The organism is Rugosimonospora acidiphila (assembly GCF_039543385.1).
GTDB lineage: Bacteria > Actinomycetota > Actinomycetes > Mycobacteriales > Micromonosporaceae > Rugosimonospora > Rugosimonospora acidiphila.
The window spans coordinates 90,243-112,911 of sequence record NZ_BAABJQ010000029.1; the positions used below are offsets into that span (position 1 = coordinate 90,243).

A 22,669-nucleotide genomic window follows, 5' to 3' on the forward strand; every position below is an offset into this window, starting at 1 on the left:
CGACTGCGGACACCGTGAGGTCCGGTCCTTGGAGGTGCACCGCAGAAGCCCAATGCCGGATCGGCGAAAACACGGGGACGCAGTCGCGGCCAAGGGTTCGTGCGTCAAGGCCGTCTCGCCCAGAACGGCGAGAAGCGACCACGCACGGTGACTCCCTTCCCCGTTTCAGTGAGCGAAACCTAGGTGTTCCGCCTCCCGCCGGCAAGGGTTCGTCCGGCCCACCTTCATGATCATGTAAAAACACCGATTCCGCGCATATCGAATAAGAGTTAAGAACATGAGCAAATAAATGCATGTCGATTAGCCTGACGAAAAGTAATCACCGCTGGTCAGCGCCGGTCGCTACTCCAGAGCCCTGAATCCCTGTCTTCCCAACGGTTTGCGCGATCTGATACGGTCCGCTCGCTGTCCGTGATCAACGTCGCCGACGAGAATGGCTTCGACATGGGTGTGCGTCGCACGCGGTTGTTGTTCGACTCCGGCACCACCGAGCGCCGCGGGTGGCACCGCTGGCGCGACCTGCTGTCTGGGGTCACCGTGCTGGCGATGGTGGCCGCCGTATTAGCCGGAATACCACCGACCGCGGCGGTCGCCAAGGACCGTTTCAGCCCCCCGCCTCTGCCGAAGACGAGGGCTGTCCCGGTCACGCCGGTGAAGAGCCATTACCAGAAGCCGAAGCCGATGCCGCAGTGGCAACCGTCGGCGATTGTGTGGCCGTCGGGCAGCGCGGACGCCACCCTGACCTCCACAGCCGTGGAATCGTCTGCGGCGGCCGGGACCTCACCGGCCGGCCTTACATCCGCCGGCTCGGCAAGTGCGTCCCCGAAGGTGCGAGCGGGCTCCCTACCAGTGTGGCTCGGGCCGCCCACCGCGAAGCCTGCCGGCAGAGACGCCAAGGCCGTCGCCGACACCGACGGGACCGCCGCGGGTGTGGCCAAGGTACACGTCGACGTGGCACCGCAGGCGGCCGCGACCGCGGCCGGCATTCATGGGGTAATCCTGTCGCTGAGCCGATCCGACGGCGGCACGGCTCCCGGTGAAGTGCATGTCATGCTGTCGTATGCGCAGTTCCAGGACGCGTTCGGTGGTGACTGGGGTTCGCGGCTGCGGTTGAGGGCGCTGCCTGCCTGTGCGGTGTCCACACCGGCGACACCATCCTGCCGCGTGGAAACAGCGGTGACGTTCACCAACGACGTGAGCTCTCAGATGCTGCAGGCCGATGTCACGATCCCGGCGGCAACGGCGGGGCAGCGGGCCGGCACGATGGTATTGGCGGCCGACGCGTCCGGCGACAGCGGAGGCGGTGGAGACTTCACCGCGACCTCGTTGAGCACGTCCGGCACCTGGAGCGCCGGCGGTGCCGGCGACTCATTCGACTGGTCCTACCCGATCACCGTGCCAGATGTACCCGGCGACCTCACGCCGCAGATCGCACTGTCGTACGACTCGCAGTCCCAGGACGGGTTGACCTCGTCGACGAACAACCAGGCGTCGTGGATCGGCGATGGGTGGGACTACTCCCCTGGCTACATCGAGCGGTCCTACCCGTCGTGCAACGACAACCCGAAGGGGCCAACCAAGACGGGCGACAGCTGCTGGTCGGACAGCGCGAACACCTTGACGATGTCCTTGGGCAGTTCCAGCAGTCAGCTCGTCAAGGACGACAAGACCGGCATCTACCACCCGCAGAACGACACGAACGAGAAGGTGGAACTGCTCTCCGGGGCGCCCAACGGGGCGTACAACGGCGAGTACTGGCGCATCACCACCGCGGACGGTATCCAGTACTACTTCGGCAAGAACCAGCTCCCGGGCTACGCCTCCGGAGACACCGCGACAAACTCGGTATACACCGAACCCGTGTTCTTTACCTCCCAGGTGACAGGCCGGGAGTCCTGCTACAACGCGACGTTCGTGAAGTCCTTCTGCCAGGACGCCTACAGGTGGAACCTGGACTACGTGGTGGACACCCATCACGACACGATCGCGTACTACTACCACCCAGAGACCAACTACTACTCCACCGACTCGGGTACGACAGCGAACGCCTCCTACGTCCGCGGCGGCTACCTCGAGAAGATCGCGTATGGTCAGCGGGACGGTCAGGTCTACACCACCCAGCCGGCCGCGCAGGTCCTCTTCGCCACGAACGGCCGGTGCGACACCTCCGACACCGGGTGTGACACCTCCACCCTGACTTCCACCACCGCGTCGCACTGGCCCGACGTGCCGTTCGACGAAAACTGCGCGAACAAGGCTGCGTGCGCCAACGTGTCGCCGACGTTCTGGACCGAGAGCATGCTGACCGGCATCCAGACCCAGGCGCTAGTGAACGGCACGGAGACCAACGTCGACTCCTGGAGCCTGAAGCACTCGCTGCCGCCCACCGGAGACAGCACCAAGCCGTCCCTGTGGCTATCCTCGATCACCCGCACCGGTCAGGACACGACCGCCGCGCCGGGTTCTTCGACGATCCCGTTGCCTACGGTGACCTTCACCGGACGAGGGATGGCGAACCGAGTAGCGGCGAACGACGGGAACCTGCCGATCACCCGGCAGCGCATGTACGAGATCGACACCGAAACCGGTGAGAAGATCAGCATCAACTACTCCACGGCTGTCTGTCCCACCTGCGTACCCAGTGACCCGTCGCACAACACGACGCTGGCCTACCCGGACTACTGGACCCGGGACGGGCAGAGCGATCCCAGTCTGGACTGGTTCAACAAATACGTCGTGACTGACGTGACCCAGCAGGACCCGACCGGCGGTGCCGCGAACGACGACATCATCACGAAGTACACCCCGGACGGCTCCCCAGCCTGGCACTACAACGACGACCCGACGACCCCGACATCGCGACGGACCTGGGACCAATGGCGCGGCTACGCCGGCATGAGCGTGTCCACGGGTACGGCACCGGATCCGGTCACCAAGACTACGTACAAGTACCTCCAGGGCATGGATGGTGACACCCTGTCAGCATCCAGTACTCGCTCCGTGTCGGTGACGGACTCGAGAGGCGATTCGGTTCGAGACCTGAACCAGTACTCGGGGATGACCTACGAGACTCAAGTCTTCAACGGCTCCGACATCGTCACCGACACCATCACCGACCCCTACACCTCCGTCGCGACCGCCAGTCATACCTATGACCCATCGACGGGGTTGCCGGCCTCGCAGGCGTTCCACACCGGCACCGCGAAGACCCGGGTGTACACGCCGTTGGCGGACGGCACGACGCGGGAGACGGAGACCGACACCAGCTACGACGGCTACGGCCGCCCGGTCAAGGTCGATGACAAGGGCGACGTGAATACCAGCTCCGATGACCTGTGTACCACCACGTCGTACGCGGACAGCACCACGGCGTGGATCCTGGACCTGGACTCGGAAGTCTCCACCGTGTCGGTGGACTGTTCAACCACTGCGTCGGTGCCGGACGATGTCGTCTCCGACGACCAGACGTTCTACGACAACTCCACCACGCTGGGCGCGGCGCCCACGCTCGGAGACGTCACAATGACCAAGGAGGTCGCCTCCTACACCGGCTCCACCCCGAACTACATCACCACCCAGACCTTGAGGGTCGACCAGTACGGACGCACCACAAGCTCCACCGACGCGGACAACCACACGACCTTGACCGCGTACACCCCGAGCAGCGGCGCGCAACCCACCCAGATCGCCACCCTCGATCCAATGCACCTCAAGACCACCACGCAGTACGACCCCTTGCGCAACCTGCCTACCACCGTCACCGACCCGGCCGGATACCTCACCACCGAGCAGTACGACGCGCTAGGCCGCCTCACCGCGGTATACAAGCCCGGCAACCCGGTCGGGACCGGCAAACCAAACTTGAAGTACAGCTACACCGTATCCAGCACCGGCCCGTCCGTTGAGGACACGTACACCCTCAACCACGACGGCAGCGCCTACGCACTGTCGGAGACGCTGTACGACTCAATGCTGCGGGCCCGAGAGACTCAGGTGGAGACCCCTAGCAACGGGCGGACCATCACCGACACCATTTACAACAGCGACGGGTGGCAGTCCCAGGTCGCGGGCCCGTATTTCGATCCGAATCCCGTCTCCACCACTCTCGTCCAGGCCCAAGCGGGCCTCGTCGACTCGATCACCGGCTATCTCTACGACCCGGCGGGCCGCACGAAGGCAGAGATCGCGTCCACACGGGGCACCCAGACATGGCAGACCACCTACATCTACGGCGGCAACTTCACCACCACCATCCCGCCCGCCGGAGCGACCCCCACCACCACGGTCACTGACGCCCGCGGGAACACCACCGACCTGATCCAATACCACGCGGGGGTGTCACCCGACTATCTGCATCGGTCCGCCGACACCTTCGACGACACCAGGTACACCTACTACCCCGACGGCAACCAGCACACCGAAGTCGACCCGGCAGGAAACAGTTGGTCCTGGCAGTACAACCTGCGCGGCCAGCAGACCCAGTCCAACGACCCGGACACCGGTCAGTCCACCACCACCTACGACAACGCCGACCAACTGCTCACCACCACCGACTCGCAGGGCCACCAGACCACCTACACGTACAACCCGGACGGCCAGAAGACCGGCGCCTACGACACCACGGCCACACAGACCCTGAGCACCGGTAACGCGATCGCCACCTGGACCTACGACGCTCAGGGCCGGCCCAGCGCGACGACGTCTTACTCCGACGGCGACATCTACACCTCGACCATCGCCGGCTACAACCCTCAGGACCAACCCACCGGGAACAAAATCACCCTCACCGGCACCGACGCCGCTCTCGTCCCCTCCAGCGGATACAGCTTCGGTTACGGCTACACATACAACGGCATGCGGGACGAGGAAGACGACCCCACCACCGGCGACCTGCCCGCGGAAGACCTCACCTACGGCTACGACAACCTCGACGAACCGACCTCCCTGGACAGCCCGGCGCTTCCTGGCGGTGTGGCATGGGACTATGTGAGCGCGGTCGGGTACGACGAATTCGGCAAGCCACTGCGGTATACGTTCGGCCCCTCCACCAACCGAGTCCTAGCGGACATGACCTATGATCCGCAGACCCAGGCGCTGACCAAAATCTCCACCAGCACCGATGCGGCCGGCCTGATCGACGATGTGTCCTACACGTTCGGCAACAGCGATGTGTCCAAGGGCGCGGGGTTGCTGACCAAGACCGTTGACAAGTACAACGGCGGCACCACCGTAGACACCCAGTGCTACCAGTACGACTACGCGCAGCGGCTCCAACAGGCCTGGACCGCCACCGACTCGTGTGCCGCCGATCCCGACTCCAACAGCGGCTCCTCGGTAGGGGGCCCAGTCGCCCCGTACTGGCAGTCCTGGACCTACGACACCGCCGGTAACCGACAGACCGAGACTGACCACGACACCACCGGCAACAGCACCCAGGACACGGTCACCACCTACCAATACCCCGCCGCTGGGTCCGCCACCGACCAGCCGCACACCCTACGCAGCACCACCGTCGCCGGCCCCAGCGCCACCGCCGCCACCTACAGCTACGACACCTCGGGTGAGACGAGGCGCATCACGGGCGGGACTCTGGGCGACCAGACCCTCACCTGGAACGACCAGGGCCGACTCGCCACTGACACAACCATCGCCGGCACCACCTCGTACGTCTACGACGGCGACGGGAACCTGCTGGTCCGCCGTGATCCCGGCTCGACCACGCTCTACCTCGGCGACGAACAGGTGGTACTCAACGGCTCGGGCAAACTGGACGCCACCCGGTACTACACCATGAACGGCGCTACGATCGCCGCCCGAACCGGCACCAGCAATCCTGACTACCTCATCCCCGACCGACAGGGCACCGACCAGCTATCGATCGCCTCTGACACCGAAGCCGTGACTCGCCGTCAGTACCTCCCCTTTGGACAGGTCCGCGGCACCGCGCCGACCGCCTGGCCCGGCGACAAGGGCTTCGTCGGCGGGGACCAGGACGCCACCACGAGCCTGGAGAACCTGGGCGCTCGTGAATACGACGCGAGCACCGGTCGGTTCCTGTCCGCAGACCCAGTGTTCGAAGCCGGCGACCCGACCCAACTCAACGGATACGGCTACGCGGGCAACAACCCGGTGACCCGAAGCGACCCAAGCGGCGAGACAGGCCGACCCTGCCCCGACGGCGACTGCTCCGTTCCTCCGGCAAATCCCAACGGGGCATACGAATGCAAGCAGGGCTGCACCAACGGCCACCCGTCGGACCCCAAGACGCCCGACCCGGGCAAGAGCACTAGCCACCCGACCAAGAAAAAGAAGAAGGGCCTCTTCTCCCGCGTCGTCAAATCCAGCCTGCTCAAGCACGTAGCTCACGCGGTGTACAAGTACTCCGGAGCCGAATCCGTCGTCGATTGTGCCACCAACCCGACGCTAGGCAGCTGCATCCAAGCAGGACTTATGGTCGGAGCTCTCATCGCTACTGGCGGCGAGTCGGCTTTTGCCGATGCGGCTATAGAGGGTGCAGCCGACGCATTACTCGACGGAGTTGCCGACGCTGCCCTCGACGACGTCGTCGACGATGTGGGAACCGCCGCGCTGGATGATGCCGGCTCCGCCGCCGCCGACGACGCGGGATCCGCAGCCGAGGGAGCGGATGGCGGCGAGGGCGAAAGTGGCGGTGGCAATCGCGGTAGTTGCTTCACCAACAGCTTCACACCCGACACCAAGGTCTTGATGGCCGATGGCAGCAGCAAACCCCTAGCTGAGGTCAAGGTCGGGGACAAGGTCGCCGCTGCGGATCCGACCACCGGCGCCACGTCAGCCAAGCAGGTCACCCTGTTGCACGACAACAACGATGTGCTGCTCACCGACCTGACGGTCACCGACCACAGCGGACGCAGCTGGGTCGTTCAGACCACTCAATATCACCCGTTCTGGGACCCCACGAAGCAGATCTGGATCAACGCTGGCGCGCTACCCATCGGCTCCAAGCTCGCCACCGTCGGCGGACACAGCGCGTGGGTCACTGCGGTGCACAACTACACCGCCACCCGCCGGATGCTCGACCTCACCGTGGCAACCCTTCACACCTTCTACGTGGAAGCTGGCACTACGCCAGTCCTCGTTCATAACGAAGACTGTGGTAGCTATTCAGCACGCCATCGCGCCCCGGATGATCGTCGGGGAGGTACGGTGGCACCGCGGCCTCGGGCAGGGGACGAGACTGCGGAAGACGCTGGCGAGACGGACGAGGCGATAAACAATGCGATCGATGGTACGAATAACGTCAGTACTATTACCTCGACGTCAATTAACAATCTGCCAGGCCCGATTCAGCTCCCCGAGCCGGCCTCACCTGACGCCAGTGTCGGGGGCCTGATAGCGGTGGGCGTCATGATTTTTAAGGTCGCATGGGGAGCGATACGTGGATGACGAGTCCGCGCGATATATCAAGAACGTGTTGAACCTTGATCTCGACGAAGCCACGCGAATCGACTCGTCCAAGGCCCACGATTCACTAGAAGAGGGCCAGGCACTTCTTGTGGCCGCGTTTGCGTTGTTGGCGAGACGTCGTTTTCTCAATAGTGAAGTGCGGTATATCGCCGGATTTGTGGCTGATGTTCACACAAGACTCGGGAGTATCGGCTGGGCGAGTTTCCTGCGCGACGGGCAGGCTGCAATTCGATACGCGCTCGGCGAAGCGATGTTTGCGGAGGTCTTGGAGTCCAAGAGTTTTCTGTCGACGATATCGCCACTATTAATAGAATTGGTACGGGACCTAGCGTTGACTGAAAGTGAGATCGACTCTTTGATCGAAGACGCGGACCGTTGTTTCACCGAAGCGCGCCAGCATATAAGATGACCTCGTGAACTAGTGGATTTGATTGGAGCGGAGGAAGGTTGTCGGTGGCGGGTCCGCGGACAATAAATGGTAAAATGCTGCGCGCGTTAGCGAAGCGAGATGACGAAGGTTTTAAGTACTGGCGGATCAGAATGAACGACGACGAGGAGGCAAAGCGTACCCTTTACGCGATGTATTACGAGGCTTTCCGAGAAGCTGCGGACCGCCGGTTTCCTGTCGGCGGAGATGTTCGCGACATCGCGCGATTCCTCGCTCAGCCTCGTGTGCCGCTGTCTCCTGAGATGAAGCTTCCCGTCGTGGAGTCGGAAGCGCTGATTCGGTCGGCATTGGGCGAAAGAGGCCTCGTGAAGGGTATTCCGAAAAGGATGGTAAGCGAGATTCGTATGCAGTTGTTCGTGTATTTAGTTGAAGACCTCGACCTGCCCGACGAAAAATTGGATACGCTGCTTGAAGCAGCTGAAGGATGGGTCTATTCCAGTTGATCCTGATCTCCACGGGTCGGATCTTGGATGTCGCGTTCCCGATTGACATCGCCGATAGTAGCTGCGCGGTCGGACGGCGAATGGCCAGTTGTCGCGCCAGCGGTCAATGAGTTCGCATGACGCGAGATAACACCGCCGTTGCCAAAGCCCCTGCTAGCAGGAACGGCCCGAAAGGTATGGAATCTCCAGGAGCGAGCCGGCCTCGTACGATCTGTGCCCCTGCCAACGGGCTGGCAACGAGGTACGGCAGCACGGTAGCCAGTACAACGCACCGCCAGCCAAGGGGGCCGAGAGCTAAGCCGAGCAGTGCCGACAGACGTACGTCGCCGAGCCCGATCACGCGGGGTGACAGCAGCGCCAGGAGGAAGTAGACACCGCCGAGCGCTGCAGAAGCGATTGCTGCATCGAAGAGCAGGCTTGGACGCCGCGAGGCTGCGGCCGCGGTCGTGAGGAGGGCCACAAGGCCGGCACCGGTGCGCCAGATGATTGGGGTGGGCAGCCGGTAGACCGCGATGTCGATTGTGGACAGCAGGATGCCTGAGAGTCCTAGCAGTATCCAACTTGCGAGCAGCGCGTCCTGGCTGAATCTGTGGGCGGGTAGCCCCCAGGCCAGTGCCGCGGTGGTCGTGACTGCGGCGATGACGAGAACCCACGGCGACGGGCCCTGAGGATGACCGCAACCGCAGCAGCGTGGGCGTGCTGATATCCAGCCTGCGAGGCCGGATCGGAAGATGAGGCCGCACTGTGTGCAACTGTTACGGGCGGGTTCGCCGGAGGGGACGCTGAGGCGGTAGGCCACGCGTGAGGTCGTAGCACCGACGCCGCCCGCTGCGAGGGCGGCTACGGCGATCCAGACCTGCATGGGCTCAGGTAGCCCTAGGCAAGCGTGTTGGCCTGGAGGGCCTTGATCAGTGCCGCGATTTTGGTGGCCTGTTTGTGGCCGGTGGGGGTGAGGGCGTAGATGTGGTCGCGTCGCCTGGCTCCGTTGCGACTGACGAGCCCGGCGTCGTGGAGACGGTTGAGCAGGCGTGTCAGATCGCTGTCGCTGGGCCGCCGTTGTCCCCATTCGGCCAGGGCCGCGCCGACTTCGCTGTAGCGCAGGGGTTGGTTCCGCCCTTGAAAGCAGACCAGGGCGGCCGCGTCCCAGACGTAGTACACCAGGCTGTTGATCTCTTGTAGTTGGTCGTAGCTCACTCACACACCGTCCTGCCCCCAGGCCCGAGCGACGTCCCACCCCGCCGTCTGTCATTTCTCAGGTTGCTCAATGCAAGCGTTCACTTCAGCGAGGTTCGCTGTGGGTGTCAAGACCCGTAACTGTTGGTGATCTTGAATATTCATGCTGGCGTGATCGGTTCTTCGAGGTCCGCCCGCCCGACTAAGCGGGTAGAGTCGCTTTCCCGATTACCAGGCCGCGCGTTCGTCTATCGCGAATTCCGGCGAGACGGGCGGCCAGTCGAGGTCCTGCGCGAGTCGCAGGATGGTACGGCCCTTCACGGTCACCGCCACACGGGCACTTGAGGGGCTACCGAGGGCTGTCCCGTCGGGACATTGGTGTGCGGCTTCGACCTCGATGAGTAAGCAGACGGCCGCGTTGACCGCGTCCGGGTCCGCGGTAGCGAGGTGGGCGTGTGGCGGCAGGCCTTCCGCGAGGCAGCCCAGGACGTCCAAGACATGTGGCGTCTGCAGGAACTCGGCCGTTCGTAGCAGCGCCTCGAACTCGAATTCCATGCCTGCCACCCCGATTCGCCGGTCCGCACATTCGTGGAGATCACCGCGTAGTGCGGCGGGTTGGCGACATTCTGTGCCGGCCGGTGCGCGCTGACAACCCCTCCTGAGATGAGTTTTGCGGGCAAAGTGGATACCGCTGACGTCGCGACAGCACGTGCCGCGATGACGTCATGCCGGCACGTGCCGGCTTCGCGTCATGCTGGCACGTGCGGCTTGCGCGTCATTACTGCCCGTAGCGGAGATCGGTGGAGGTGGGCTATGACTGTTGTCGGCGTCAAGCGGGAGGGTGTGCCGGTGCGAGGTTTTGCGAGCTGTCTGGCGGTCACGCTGGCGGTCTTCACAGCCTCGTCAGCCGCCGGTTGCTCGAGCGACTCGCCGTCGAGCGCGGCGACCCCGCCCGTGCCGACACTGAGCGCTCCCGCCGTGTCGAGCCCGTCGACCGACCCGAGTGGTGGTCAGGTCCAGCAGGCCGTGACCGCGTACATGGACCTGTTGCACGCGTTCGTCGCGGCGAGTAATGCCGGGACGACCGACACCAGCGACCTGTCGAACTACGGAACGGGAACAGCCCTGCAGGTGCTGTCCGACGGGCTGCAGGACAACAAGTCCAAAGGGGTGAAGTCGCAGGGGCAGCCGGGTATCGACGCGCCGCAAGTCACGAAGATTTCCCCCGCGGATGACCCGACCAGCGTCACCGTCACAGGCTGCGTCGACGATACGCATTGGCTCCTCTACACGTACGACGGCAAACTCGCCGACAACCCGCCGTCGGGGCGCCGCGGCACCAGCGCCGTGATTGACCGCAGCGGGAGCGTGTGGAAAGTGACCTCCCTGGCCATCAAGGACGTCGGGACATGCGCAGACTGACCACAGTCCTCACCGCTACGGCCGTGCTCGTGCTGGCGATCACGCTCGCACCCATCGGCCGTCCAGCCTTCGCCGGCGCCTGGGGCTCCGTCGACTGCCGCAAGACCCCCTCCAACCCGCAATGCCTGGTGACGGTGGGCACCAGCGGCGGCCCGGGCAGCCCGGGCACCACCGCGTCCAGCGCGTGCCACGACCCCAACGGCACGGTCGTGCCCTGCTCTCTGCCGGGGGTGGGCTGGCTGGCCGACGACGGCTGCTACTACCAGCCCGCCACCGGGGACGAACTCGCCGCCGCCGAAGCCGCCGGTGGAATCCTGACCCCGCCAGCGCAGTGGTACGTCGGTCAGTGCGGCTACCCGCCAGTGCCGGGGCTGACCCAGTTCCGCGTCTTTGGCTCCGCACCGGGTCCCCAGCTACTCGCGGACATGGCGGTCAAGGCACTACGCCTGCCCGCGCCGGTGATCCGAACGAATCCCTCGGTGGCGGCCCAGGTGCTGATCAGAGTGCCCGTGTGGCTGTGGCTGGATTCGTGGGGGGACCAGACGGCGACGGCGAGTGTGCCGGGCATGTCGGTGACCGCGACCGCGCGCCCGACGCGAGTGGTGTGGTCGCCGGGCGACGGCACATCGGTCGCCTGTACCGGTGCGGGCACACCCTGGTCGGCCGGTGACGACCCGGCCTCGGCGTCGCCGACCTGCGGGCACACCTACCTCTCCACCTCGGCCGGGGCGCCGGGCAACGCGTTCACCCTGACGGCCGCGGTCACCTGGCAGGTCAGCTGGGCCGGGGGCGGGCAGACCGGCACCGCCCCGGATATGCAGACCACCGCCCAGGTCGGTGTCACGGTGGGCACGTCACAGACGGTCACGATCGGCTGACCACGGCGGTACCGAGTTCTAGGGGAGGAATCCGTGTCGGGCCCATTGAGGACCATGGATCGGCCAGGTCTGGACGCCCGCGCGCCGGACTTCGCGGCACCCGTGGACACGACCGGGGTACGTCCGCGTCGCTCGGTCGGCCGTCTCGTCGCGGGGCTGTTGCTGGCGGCGGTGATGGCGCTGGTCTTCGTCATGGTGTCGCAGCGCACCGATCACAAGGTGCCGGTGTTGGCGGTGACCAGGTCGGTCGCGGCCGGGCAGCGGCTGACGGCCGCGGATCTGGTCGCGGTGCGGGTGGCGGTGGAGGCCGGGGTTCCGGTCGTGCCAGCCGACCAGCTCGGCGGGGTGGTGGGGCACACGGCGGTGGTGCCGTTGGTGCGGGGGGCGTTGCTGGCGCCGCGGCAGATCGGGCAGGCCGCGTGGCCGCCGGCGGGGCAGGCGGAGGTGGCGCTGCCAGTGAAAGCGGGACACGTCCCCATGGATCTGCAACCCGGCGCGACCGTCATGGTGCTGATCAGCCCGGCGGCCACCAGCGGAGCCACGTCTGGCGCGCAGACGGCGGAAGTGCGGGACCCGGCCACGGTGGTGGCCGTGGCGGCGGCAAGCGACGGATCCGGGGCCCAACTCGTGTCGCTGCTGGTGACGCAGGACGCGGGGCTGCAGTTGGCGGGCGCGTCGAGTGGGGACGTGTCGCTGGTGCTCCTGGCGCCGCGCGGATGAGGAGCGGGGGGCGACTGTGGGGGTGTTGACGATCTGCTCGGGCAAGTCGACGGGCGTGACGACACTGTCGGTCGCGGTCGCGGCGGGGATGCCCGGCCCGGCCCCGGTTCTGCTAGTCGAGGCCGACCCGGCCGGTGGGGACCTCGCGGCCCGGTTCAATCTGCCCCCGGCGCCGGGGTTGGCCAGCGCCGCCGCGGCGGCCAGCGGCCTCGACGGTCCGCGATTTCCGGCCGCGCACGCCCAGCGGCTGCCGGTAGGGGTCGGGGCGTTGCTGTGCGCGTCGTCGTACCGACAGGCCTCGGCGTCGGTGACGCACGCGGCGAGTTCGGGGCTGCTGACGGCCTGGGGCCGTGACGCGGTGGTGGTGGTCGACGTGGGCCGGCTGGATGCCGGATCACCGGCGTTCCCAATCGCGGCCGCGTCGAACGTGGTGCTGCTGGTGCTACGCCCCAGATGGGACGAGGCGGCGCACGCGGCCGCGACGGTCGCGGCGCTGCGCGAGGCGCGGGTCGACAACGTCGGTGTCGTGTTGGTCGGCGATGGCCCGCTGTCGGCGAAGAGTATCGGCCGTGACTTGGGGGTCCTGGTGGTGCTGCAGACGCGGCAGGACCGGTGGGGGGCGAAGGTGTTCGGGGGTGAGCTCCCGCCGGGGCCTGGCTGGCGGCGGCTGAGTCTGGCGCGTGCCGGGCGCAGCGTCGCCGTGGCCCTGCACCACAGGCTGTGCCCGCCGCCGGCGGCGGCGGTTGGTGCGGCGGGGTGGGCGGCGGTGACCCGGCGGTGAACGCGATGGTCACCGGCTATTCGTGGCCGCCGTCGCCCGCCCGAGCCGGTGCGGGTGCCGGGGTGGTGGACGAGGTGGCGACCCAGATCAGTCAGATGATCTCCAGTCAGCTGCAACGACCTGTCCCCCACGGCCCGGGCGGGTCCGGCGAGGCGGTGGTGGGCAGGGAGGAACTGGTCGAGCGGCTGCTCGGTGAGGCGCTGGTCAGCTACGCCCAGGCCGCGATCGCGGCCGGGTTCGACCCGCCGGATCCGGCCCTGCGGGCCGCGATCAGCAGCCGGGTCCGTGACGCGTTGCTCGGCTTGGGCCCGTTGCAGCCGCTGCTGGCCGACCCGGACGTCGAGAACATCGACATCAACGGGTGGACCGAGGTGTGGCTGCAGTACACCGACGGTCGGCGGGCGCAGGCGCGGCCCTTGTTCGGGCCGGACGTGGACCGGGGTGACGACGCCGCGTTGGACGCGTTGATCCGCCAGATCGCCGCGCACGCAGGCGGTGGGGAGGAACGCCGCTTCGACCGGGGTTCCCCGTCGGTTTCCGCGCAGCTGCCCGACGGGTCCCGGATGTTCGCGGTGATGGCGGTCGGTGCCCGCACCTACGTGTCGATCCGCCGGCACCGGTTGAGCCTGGTCGACCTGACCCAGTTGTGTGAGCAGTTCGCCACGATCAGCCCGGCGATGGTCGCCTTGCTCAGCGCCCTGGTCCGCGCGAAGCGCAACATCGTGGTCGCCGGGGGCACCGACACCGGGAAGACGACGTTCCTGCGGGCCCTGGCCAGGGCGATCCCCGCCTACGAGCGGCTGATCACCGTGGAAGACGTCCTCGAGTTGGATCTGCACCGCGACCCGTTCCACCCGAACGTCGTGGCGTTGCAGTCCCGCGCGGCGAACATCGAGGGTGTCGGCGCGATCCCGATGGACGAGCTGGTCCGGATGGGGTTGCGGATGAACCCCGACCGGGTGTTCGTCGGTGAGGTCCGCGGCGCCGAGGCGATCCCGATGTGTCAGGCCATGCGGCAGGGCAACGACGGGTCGATGACCACCCTGCACGCGTCGGACTCCGAGCAGGTGTTCAGCCGCCTGGCCACCTGCGCCATGACCACCGGCTCGACCCCGGTCACGTTCGAGACGATGAGCCGGCTGATCGCCGAAGCGGTCCACGTCGTGGTGCATCTGGACTGGTCCCCGGACGGGCGGCGGGTGGTGTCCTCGATCCGGGAGGTCACCGGGTTCGACGGCACCCAGGTGACCTCGAACGAGGTGTACCAGCCGGGCCCGGACCGCCGCGCCCGGTACGCGGTGCCGCCGCGGCAGCAGACCCTGCGGGCGTTGATCGCGGTCGGGTTCGACCCGGCCGTGCTGGACGCCGACCGTCAAGGCTGGAGGTGATCATGGCGCCCACGATCGCCGCGCTGCTCGGGGTCGGCTGCGCCACGGCGCTGACCTTCGCGGTCGACGGTGCCACCCGGCGGCCCCGCGTTCCTCGCCGCGGGGCGCGGCTGGGGGTGCGCCGCGATGTTGTGCTGCGGGCCGCGGCCGGGGCCGGGGCCGGGCTGCTGGTGCAGGTCGGAACCGGGTGGCCGGTCGCCGCCCTGTTCACCGCCCTGACCGTGGTCCTGCTCCCCCGGCTGGCGGGTCAGCGCCGCGCCGCCAACGACATCGACCAGCGGGTCGAGGCGATCGCGACCTGGACCGAGACGCTGCGCGACACCCTGCGCGGGGCCGCCGGCCTGGAACAGGCCATCGTCGACAGCGCCACCCTGCCACCGGAGGCGATCGCCGCCCCGGTGCGGGCCCTGGCCGACGACGTGTCCCGACGGGTCGACATGACCGCCGCGCTGCGACGCTTCGCCCTGACCGTGGCCGACCCCATCGCCGACCTCGTCCTGGTCCAGCTGTCGCTGGCGGCCAACGCCCAGGCCGGCAAGCTCGGGGAGGCGTTGTCGGCGATGGCGCGGCAGGCCCGCGCCCACGTCGCGGACCGGTTGGACGCCGAAACCGATCGGGCCGGGGCCCGGGCGGAGATCCGGATGGTCGTGGCCACCACCGTGGTGCTGGTCGGCGGACTGGACATCTTCCGCCACGCGTTCCTCGCCCCGTACCACACCATGACCGGGCAACTGGTTCTCGCGCTGGTCGGTGGCCTGTTCCTGACCGCGTTCGGGTGGATGGGCCGGCTGGCCCGGTTCGGCGCCCCACCGAGGGTCTTGGTCGACGATTCGGCGGCGCGGCCATGATCTGGACGATCCTGTTCGGCGCCGGCACCGGCCTGGCCCTCTGGCTGGCCCTCGACGCGGTGCTGCCCGCCCAGCCGCGGCTGGGTGTGGTGGTCGCCGCGCTGAACACCACGACCGTGACCGCGCCAGCAGCCCCGGTCGGCACCGGGCGGCCGGTCCCCGGGTGGCTCGCGCGCCCACTGGGACCCGCGCTGCGGCTGCTGGGCCGCGCCGGGCTCCCCCGACCCGCCACCCTGCGGGACCTCGCGCTGCTGGACCGCGACCCGGCCGGCTACCTCGCCGTTCAACTCGGCACCGCCGTGGCCGGGCTGGCGGCACCGGCGCTGCTGTCCACCCTGGCCGCCGCGGCGGCGGGAATTCAGGTGAACCTTGAACTGCCGCTGTGGGCCGGGCTGTGCGCCGCGGCCGCCGGGGCGTTGCTCCCCCAGGTGGCGTTACGCGCCCAGGCCGCGAAACGACGCGTCGAGCTGCGCCACGCCCTGTCCACCCTGCTCGACCTGGTCGTCATCTGCCTGGCCGGAGGCGCTGGGGTGGAGCAGGCCCTGCACGACGCGTCCCGTCCCATCCTCGGCTCCAGCTGGGGCATGCGCCGGCTGCGGGGCGCGATCGAGGCCGCGCACCGTGCGCAGGTCGCCCCGTGGCGCACCCTCGGCCAGCTCGGCGCGGACACCGGCGTGCGGCAGCTGCAGGAACTGGCCGCCGCGGTGATGCGGGCCGGCCGCGACGGGGCCCCGGTCGGCCCGTCGCTGACCGCGCGGGCCGACACCCTGCGCACCCGGCAGGCCGCCGACCTCAAAGCCCACGCGAAAGCCGCCAACCAACGCATGGTGTTACCGATCATGCTCATGGCCCTGGCCTACGTGATCTTCCTGTTCTACCCGGCGGTGGAGGCGATCAGCGCCGGCCTCTGAAAGGTCCGTGAGTTCACGAAATCCGCTAAGCCCCTCGGTGAAAGGTCACCCGGATGTTCCACCGCGTCGCCGCGTTCCTGTCCACCACCCCGTCGCTGCTGCGCGAACGCGTCCAGCGGCTGCGAGAAAACCCCGATGCCGGGATGACGATGGCCGAGTACCTGCTGATGCTGGCCATCGTGGTGGCCATCGGTCTGGTGCTGACCGCCATCCTGGTACCGAAGTTCACCGCCAAGGCCAACGGCATCAACCTCAACTAGGCCCGGGATCCCGCGATGCGCCGACACCCACACCGACCCGGGCCGAGCTGGGGCGACGACACGGGCGCAGTGGTGGTCGAGTCGCTGACGTTCGTGCTGCCCATGGCCGCCGTGACGTTCTTCGCCCTGCTCCAGTTCGCGCTGTGGGGCCTGGCCTTGCTGGGCGCCCGGGACGCCGCCGACGGCGGGGCCTGCGATGCCGCCGCGTACGGTGCCACCGCCCGTGATGGGCAGACCAGCGCCACCACCCGCCTGGACAACATCGCCGGCCAGCTGCTGCGCGACCCGCGGGTCACCGCCGCCCGCGACGCGACCACCGCCCAGGTCACGGTCAGCGGCGACAGCCCGCTCATCCACCTGCCGGTCGGTTGGACGGCGGTCTGCCCCCTCGAGCGTTTCACCCCTGGAGGCTGACCATGACCCGCGCCTTCCGCCACCGCCTCGCACGCCTGGCCGCCGCCCCGGACCGGGGAGTGGCCGCCGCCGAGTGGCTGATCATCGGCCTGCCTGTCGCCCTTCTCCTGCTCGGCCTCGCAATGATCATCATTCGGGGGGAATCCGCCGGCGCGGACCTGACCAACGCGGCCTCCGCCGCGTCCCGCGCCGCCTCGCTGCAACTGACGCCGGGGCGGGCCACCGCCGCCGCCCGGCGCACCGCGACCGCGGACCTGACCAGCGCCACCACCGCCTGCCGGAAGATCGCCGTGGCGGTGGACACTCATCGGTTCGCGCCCGGCGGCGCGGTGACCGTCACCGTGGCCTGCACCATCAGCCTGTCCGACCTGCCCATCCCCACCACCCCGACCCGGCGGCTGAGCGCCACCGCGACCTCACCCGTCGACGTCTACGGCGCGGCCACCTCATGACCACCCGTTCCCGCACCGGGCGGTGGTGGCGGCGCGACGACGGGGTCGCCGCCGCCTGGACCCTGCTGACCATCCCGATCGCGCTGATCGCGTTGGGTCTCGTCCTGGACACCGGCACCGGCATCCAGGCCTGGAACACCGACCGCAACCACGCCGCTGACGCCGCCCGCACCGGCGCGCAACAGATCGACCTCGCCCGGTACCGGCAGACCGGCACCATCCAGCTCGACCCCGCAGCCGCGGCCGCCGCCGCCCGCGCCTACCTGGCCACGGTCGGCGCCACAGGCACCGCCACCGCGACGGTAACCACGGTCACGGTCACCGTCACCAGTACCACCCCCACCCAGCTGCTCAACCTCGCCGGGGTGCGGACCCTCCACGAACAGGCCACCCAAACCGCGACCCCGCTGCACGGGGTGACCGCGCCCGTACCGTAAAGGAGACCCTCATGCCTGGCCATCCCCGCGCCGGGCGGGCGATCCGCTTCACCACGAGCCTCATCGCCCTGGCCGCCCTGGTCGCCGGCCTGCCGGCGGCGCTGGTCTGCGTCATCGGCAGCCCCCTGCCGGCCAGCGCCCAGCAAGCGTGGCTGTGGGCGACAACCCCACCCACCGGCACCGTCGTGGAGGACCTCCTCGCGATGCTGGTGTGGCTGCTCTGGTTGGTGTTCGTGGCGACTCTGGTCGACGAAGCCCGCTACCTGCGCCGTGGCGAACACCGCACCAGCCGAACCGTGTTGAACCCGATGCGCTACTTCGCCGCGACGCTGATCGCCGGACTCATGATGAGTCCCGCCGCCACGGCGGCGACCGCGATGGCCGCTCCCCCCATCGCCGCGCTGCCACCCGTCGCCGTCACCACGACGGTCACGGCCCCCACCAGCGGGCCGAACCTCGCCGCGGCGTTACGGATACCGCTGGTGGTGCCCGACAACACGACCACCACACCCGCAACCGACCCGTCGGGCCACAGCCAGACCGTGGCCCCGGCGCCGACTCAGCTGATCGTGCTGGTCGGCCACCAGCACTACACCTACACCGTCAAAACCGGCGACACACTGTGGCACATCTCCGCGCAATGGCTGGGTAACCCCATGCGGTGGAGCGAGATCTACCACCTCAACCAACACGCCTACGACCAGCACGGGCGGATGCGTCACGGCGACCACATCCAGACCGGCTGGGTGCTGACTATGCCGGACGGCGCCGCCCCACCCGCCGGAGCAACCCCCGTCCCCGCGCCGGTAACCCCACCCGCGCCGGCCCCCGCGCACACGCGGCCCGCCGGACCGCCCGCCGCCGGCCCTGCCGGCCCAGGCACGATCACCCCGACCACACCGGCCACCCCTGGGCCCGCGAGCGCCGCCTCCACCGGCGTCACCCCGTCAGCCTCACCATCGACCACGGCGCCGACGCCTACCACCGTCAGCGCCGCGCCCACGGCTCCCCCGCCGTCGGCCCGTGCCGCGCCAGCCGCCACCGCGACCAACGCCGACCAGGCATCCCCCGCCCAGCGGCATCGGCCGGCCGGCGTGCGGCTACCCGAAGGCGGCTGGGTGGACCTGGGCCTGGCAGCGGCGATCGTGGCCGCCACGGCGCTGGTCTGGGCCCATCGCCGACGCCGCTACACACCCCGACCGCCCTCACCCGACCTGCGCCTGGACGACCCTGAGCTCGCCCCCATGCCGCCGGCCGTCACCCAGATCCGGCGCGGACTGCGCCAACACGCCCCACGCACCGCCTCACCAGGATGGGCCGACCGCGACGCCGACCTCGACGTGTTCGCCGACGGCCAGCGGGATCGCGTCGACCCGCTCGACGTGGACGAGCCCGACCCGGACCAGGCCGAGCAGGACGATCTGTCCGAGCTCGACCTCGACGACCGTGGCGAAATCGACCCAGCTGCTGGGGCTGACTGGCAGACCGAGGGACCGCAGCGCCCCGACAATCTGCCAGCCGTACCCGCGCTGAACAACCCCCTGTCCGCGGTGTGGCCACCGGCCGGACTCGGCCTGACCGGCCCAGGCGCGCAAGCCGCCGCCCGAGGATTCCTCGCCGCCGCGCTCGCCGCTGGCGGCCTGAACGACCCAGACGCGCGCAGCTGGGTGGTCATGCCCTCGGCCACCGCGGCAACCCTGCTCGGCGCTGCCGCCGTCCAGCTGCCCACCACCCCACGGCTGACCATCAGCGCGGGCCTCGACGACGCCCTGGAAATCCTGGAAACCCAGACGCTGCACCGCACCCGACTCGTCTACCGGCGGGAAGTCGACGACGTCGCCGCGCTACGCCGCGCCGACCCGTACGAAGAGCCACTCCCCCCGATCGTGCTGATCGCCGACGCCGTCGCCGACCACGAACGGGCCCGCATCGCCGCCCTGTTGTCCCAGGGACAACGCCTCGACATCCACGGTGTCCTCGTCGGCCAGTGGCCGGCGGGCAACACCGTGGCCGTGGCCGAGGACGGAACCACCAGCCCCGCCGACGGCGACACCGCCCGGCACGGCCGGCACCCCGCCGACCTCGATCGGCTCTCGGTTCTCGACCCTGGTCAGACCTTGGATCTGATCACGACTCTCGCCGAGTCCCACACCGGACTGGCGCACAGGCCACCGGTGGAGACCCCGGCCTCCGCCAGCCAACCCTCCCGCGCCGGGGACGGTTCCGTCTCCGGCGCAGTCGCGCTGGCCCCAACCGATACCGAGGTGCCGGTCCAGGGCCCGACCACTGGACCAGGCAGCACCGCGGAACCCCCGGCTGCGACGCCGGCAGTAGCAACGACGACCTGGGACGCCGGCGAGGAGATCGACGCCGACGTCACCGAACGCCAGAACGCCGCAGGCAGCGGCCCGCAGGACACGAGCGCCGGCAGGGTGCAGGTACGCGTGCTCGGCGAGGCCCGGATCCTGGGCGCCGACCCCACCTACCACCTCCGCGCCAAATCACTCGAACTGCTGGTCTACCTCGCCGTACACGACGGCGCCGCCCGCCACGACGCGATCCTCGACGACCTCATCCCCGAAGCCCCCGCCGCGAAAGCGCCCCACCGGCTGCACACCTACGTCTCGGCCCTGCGTAACGCTCTACGCCGCGCGAGCGGCACGTCGGCCACCTTCATCAACCACGCCCCCATGCAGTACACCCTGATTAACAACCTGTTCGACATCGATCTGTGGCGCATGCGGCAAGCCCTGCGCGACGCGCAACACGCTACGGACCCACAGTCGCGCACGGAGGCGCTACGCCGCGCCGTGACCACTTACCACGGGCCGCTCGCTGAAGGCTTCGACTACGACTGGATCGAACCGTACCGACAAGCCATTCGCCAGCAGGTCCTCGACGCGCACTTGGCACTCGCCGACACCCTCGACGGGCACCCTCATGACCAACTCGCGATCCTGCACGCGGCGATCGACCTTGACCCATATTCCGAATCGACCTACCAGCAGGCGATGCGCGCTCACAGCGCGCTGCGCGACCTCGATGCTATTCGCACCCTGCGACAAGCATTGACGCGGCGTCTCGCGGAGATCGACGCCGAACCCGACGAGGCCACCATCGCGCTCGCCGACCTGCTCGTCACACAACTGCGGCATCACCCATCTCGCACCGAGCCACGGCGTGCGGCCGACCCCGGTGACGACACCGCCGCGTGACTATCCCCGACCATGACGAGCCGCAGCAGTTGCGCGCTCCCCGCGAAGCTGAGGCGCCGGCATCGCGAACCGCGACGCGTCGCACCCTCACAGTGACCCTTTGGCCGGAACTTGTGGCGGCTGCCGTACGAGATGAGCGCGTTCATGTGCTGAGTGTCTGAGGGGTTCACCGCGCAACGACGGCCGGAGTATGCGGGCTGCTGGACCCTCCCAAGGTGGCGGAATGCTGATACGTTGCCCCGGGGACTGGGGCGGGGGACAAGATGATTGTCAGACCGACGTGGTGGAAACCCTGGATCGTGATCTCATGGGTGATCCTTGCCTGGGCGTGCGTTTGGGCCGCCGTCAGCCAGCCAGAGGGCTATTTCTCGTTCGGGGCTCTGCTGCTGCGCTGGCTGCTCACCTGGGCCCTATGGCGCTGGATACGGCTGGAGATCACCGAGACCACGGTGCGCGTCAGGCTGAGCTATTTTCGGCGGAACAGGCCCATCCAGGTGGGGCGCAGTCGGATCCGGGCGATCCACTACGACCCGTTCCGGATCAGCTTCTGCGGACCGAACGGCAGCCTGCTCATGTGGACCAAGGCCGATTGGAGCCTGAAGCAGATGATCGCGGTCGCGGCCGAACTACAGGTTCCCATCTACGACAACAGGCGCTGCCTCAACCTGCTACCGAAAAGGGTGGGACGCCTCGTATACAACCCCTTCGACGACCGGCGACTACGTGAAGGTGTTCGGCGAGGATGACGGCTACCGTCTGTTTTGCGAGCAACGCCTCTGCGGCACTGTTCAGATCAGCGACGACGGTTGCGGCATGACGAGCTGGCTCGTCATGCCGCCATCATCTGCTGGTCCGCCGTCACCTGAAGACCGGTGAGCTGGCTTTTCACTACTGCTACGTGCCCGAGGGGCAGATGCTGACCAAGACGAGGCTGATCCGCCTGCCGGGCTGCGCTGGCCAGTCGAGGAAGATTTCGGGCTCGGTAAGGACTGCTTCGGCCTGGACCAGTGCCAGGCCAGGCTCTACACCGCGATCCTGCGTCACACCGTGCTGGTCATGGCCGGCCCTGGCGGTCTGCGCTGTCACCGCGGCCCGTCTCCGGGATCGCAGCGACACCCAGGCGCCGCCCCCAGCTACGCCGGACCAGGCCCCGCCACCCGACCCTGGGATGATCCCGCTGACCGTCCCCGAGATAAAGCGACTACTCGCCAGCGTCCTTCAACACCCGAAACCACCCGAGCATGACGCACACTGGCTCGACTGGCGACGCCGTCACCAAGCCCGTGCACGCTGGTTGCACCAACGCGGGGTCTGTTTCTTCAACGGTGTTTCCGGCGATCTTGTTAGTAGGTTTCAGCGGCCGGGAATCGGTCGCTGAAGGTGATAGCGAAGGCGTTCAACGCTGGCTTCCAGCGCATCGCCCACCGGACCCG

The 22,669-nt window shown here is 68.2% G+C and carries 18 protein-coding genes and 1 pseudogene; 17 read left to right on the plus strand and 2 right to left on the minus strand.

Annotation, left to right across the window (positions count from 1 at the left end):
• Positions 1 to 411: 411 nt before the first annotated feature.
• From ABEA87_RS34210 to ABEA87_RS34220, 3 genes are all read left to right on the plus strand, one after another.
• On the plus strand, positions 412 to 7,425 hold the full coding sequence (locus ABEA87_RS34210) for an RHS repeat-associated core domain-containing protein (protein ID WP_345636780.1): 7,014 nt from the start codon (positions 412 to 414) through the stop codon (positions 7,423 to 7,425).
• On the plus strand, positions 7,418 to 7,855 hold the full coding sequence (locus ABEA87_RS34215; protein WP_345636782.1) for a hypothetical protein: 438 nt from the start codon (positions 7,418 to 7,420) through the stop codon (positions 7,853 to 7,855). The genes ABEA87_RS34210 and ABEA87_RS34215 overlap by 8 nt, the downstream gene beginning before the upstream one ends.
• Before the next feature lie 74 nt (positions 7,856 to 7,929).
• Positions 7,930 to 8,337 carry a hypothetical protein gene (locus ABEA87_RS34220; protein WP_345636783.1) on the plus strand — a complete coding sequence of 136 codons (408 nt, stop codon included), beginning with the start codon at positions 7,930 to 7,932 and terminating at the stop codon, positions 8,335 to 8,337.
• An 876-nt stretch (positions 8,338 to 9,213) separates the two neighbouring features.
• On the opposite strand, the gene ABEA87_RS34230 is transcribed toward ABEA87_RS34220, so the two are convergent.
• Positions 9,214 to 9,531, minus strand: coding sequence for a MarR family winged helix-turn-helix transcriptional regulator (locus ABEA87_RS34230; RefSeq protein ID WP_345636787.1), 318 nt, complete (start codon positions 9,529 to 9,531; stop codon positions 9,214 to 9,216).
• Between the two features lie 207 nt (positions 9,532 to 9,738).
• Entirely contained in the window at positions 9,739 to 10,065 is a 327-nt protein-coding gene (locus ABEA87_RS34235) for a hypothetical protein (protein WP_345636789.1), read from the minus strand.
• A gap of 258 nt (positions 10,066 to 10,323) precedes the next feature.
• Here ABEA87_RS34235 and ABEA87_RS34240 point away from each other — a divergent pair, with 258 nt between their 5' ends.
• The 14 genes and pseudogenes from ABEA87_RS34240 to ABEA87_RS42775 all read left to right on the plus strand — a co-directional run.
• On the plus strand, positions 10,324 to 10,932 hold the full coding sequence (locus tag ABEA87_RS34240; RefSeq protein WP_345636791.1) for a hypothetical protein: 609 nt from the start codon (positions 10,324 to 10,326) through the stop codon (positions 10,930 to 10,932).
• Positions 10,920 to 11,810 carry a hypothetical protein gene (locus tag ABEA87_RS34245; RefSeq protein WP_345636793.1) on the plus strand — a complete coding sequence of 297 codons (891 nt, stop codon included), beginning with the start codon at positions 10,920 to 10,922 and terminating at the stop codon, positions 11,808 to 11,810. Before ABEA87_RS34240 ends, ABEA87_RS34245 begins: the two co-directional genes overlap by 13 nt.
• A gap of 54 nt (positions 11,811 to 11,864) precedes the next feature.
• On the plus strand, positions 11,865 to 12,530 hold the full coding sequence (locus tag ABEA87_RS34250) for an SAF domain-containing protein (RefSeq protein ID WP_345636796.1): 666 nt from the start codon (positions 11,865 to 11,867) through the stop codon (positions 12,528 to 12,530).
• Positions 12,531 to 12,546: 16 nt separating this feature from the next.
• The gene (locus ABEA87_RS34255; RefSeq protein ID WP_345636798.1) at positions 12,547 to 13,311 is read left to right on the plus strand and encodes a hypothetical protein; all 765 of its coding nucleotides are present in this window, start codon (positions 12,547 to 12,549) and stop codon (positions 13,309 to 13,311) included.
• A gap of 5 nt (positions 13,312 to 13,316) precedes the next feature.
• Positions 13,317 to 14,699: a CpaF family protein gene (locus tag ABEA87_RS34260; protein ID WP_345636823.1), complete on the plus strand. Its 1,383-nt coding sequence runs from the start codon at positions 13,317 to 13,319 to the stop codon at positions 14,697 to 14,699.
• 2 nt (positions 14,700 to 14,701) lie between these two features.
• Positions 14,702 to 15,547 (plus strand): type II secretion system F family protein, encoded by an 846-nt coding sequence (locus ABEA87_RS34265; RefSeq protein ID WP_345636799.1) that lies wholly within the window; start codon positions 14,702 to 14,704, stop codon positions 15,545 to 15,547.
• The gene (locus ABEA87_RS34270) at positions 15,544 to 16,458 is read left to right on the plus strand and encodes a type II secretion system F family protein (RefSeq protein WP_345636801.1); all 915 of its coding nucleotides are present in this window, start codon (positions 15,544 to 15,546) and stop codon (positions 16,456 to 16,458) included. The genes ABEA87_RS34265 and ABEA87_RS34270 overlap by 4 nt, the downstream gene beginning before the upstream one ends.
• A 53-nt stretch (positions 16,459 to 16,511) precedes the next feature.
• Complete coding sequence (locus ABEA87_RS34275) at positions 16,512 to 16,718, plus strand: hypothetical protein (RefSeq protein WP_345636803.1); 207 nt, start codon at positions 16,512 to 16,514, stop codon at positions 16,716 to 16,718.
• Between the two features lie 15 nt (positions 16,719 to 16,733).
• Complete coding sequence (locus ABEA87_RS34280) at positions 16,734 to 17,132, plus strand: hypothetical protein (RefSeq protein ID WP_345636805.1); 399 nt, start codon at positions 16,734 to 16,736, stop codon at positions 17,130 to 17,132.
• Positions 17,133 to 17,134: 2 nt separating this feature from the next.
• Entirely contained in the window at positions 17,135 to 17,584 is a 450-nt protein-coding gene (locus ABEA87_RS34285) for a pilus assembly protein (protein WP_345636807.1), read from the plus strand.
• Positions 17,581 to 18,021, plus strand: coding sequence for a TadE/TadG family type IV pilus assembly protein (locus tag ABEA87_RS34290; RefSeq protein WP_345636809.1), 441 nt, complete (start codon positions 17,581 to 17,583; stop codon positions 18,019 to 18,021). The genes ABEA87_RS34285 and ABEA87_RS34290 overlap by 4 nt, the downstream gene beginning before the upstream one ends.
• An 11-nt stretch (positions 18,022 to 18,032) precedes the next feature.
• Positions 18,033 to 21,236, plus strand: a complete 3,204-nt coding sequence (locus ABEA87_RS34295; protein WP_345636811.1) for a BTAD domain-containing putative transcriptional regulator — start codon at positions 18,033 to 18,035, stop codon at positions 21,234 to 21,236.
• A gap of 263 nt (positions 21,237 to 21,499) precedes the next feature.
• On the plus strand, positions 21,500 to 21,982 hold the full coding sequence (locus tag ABEA87_RS34300; protein WP_345636813.1) for a hypothetical protein: 483 nt from the start codon (positions 21,500 to 21,502) through the stop codon (positions 21,980 to 21,982).
• 74 nt (positions 21,983 to 22,056) lie between these two features.
• Positions 22,057 to 22,614: pseudogene (locus ABEA87_RS42775) on the plus strand (hypothetical protein); the annotation flags it as partial.
• Positions 22,615 to 22,669 lie beyond the last annotated feature (55 nt).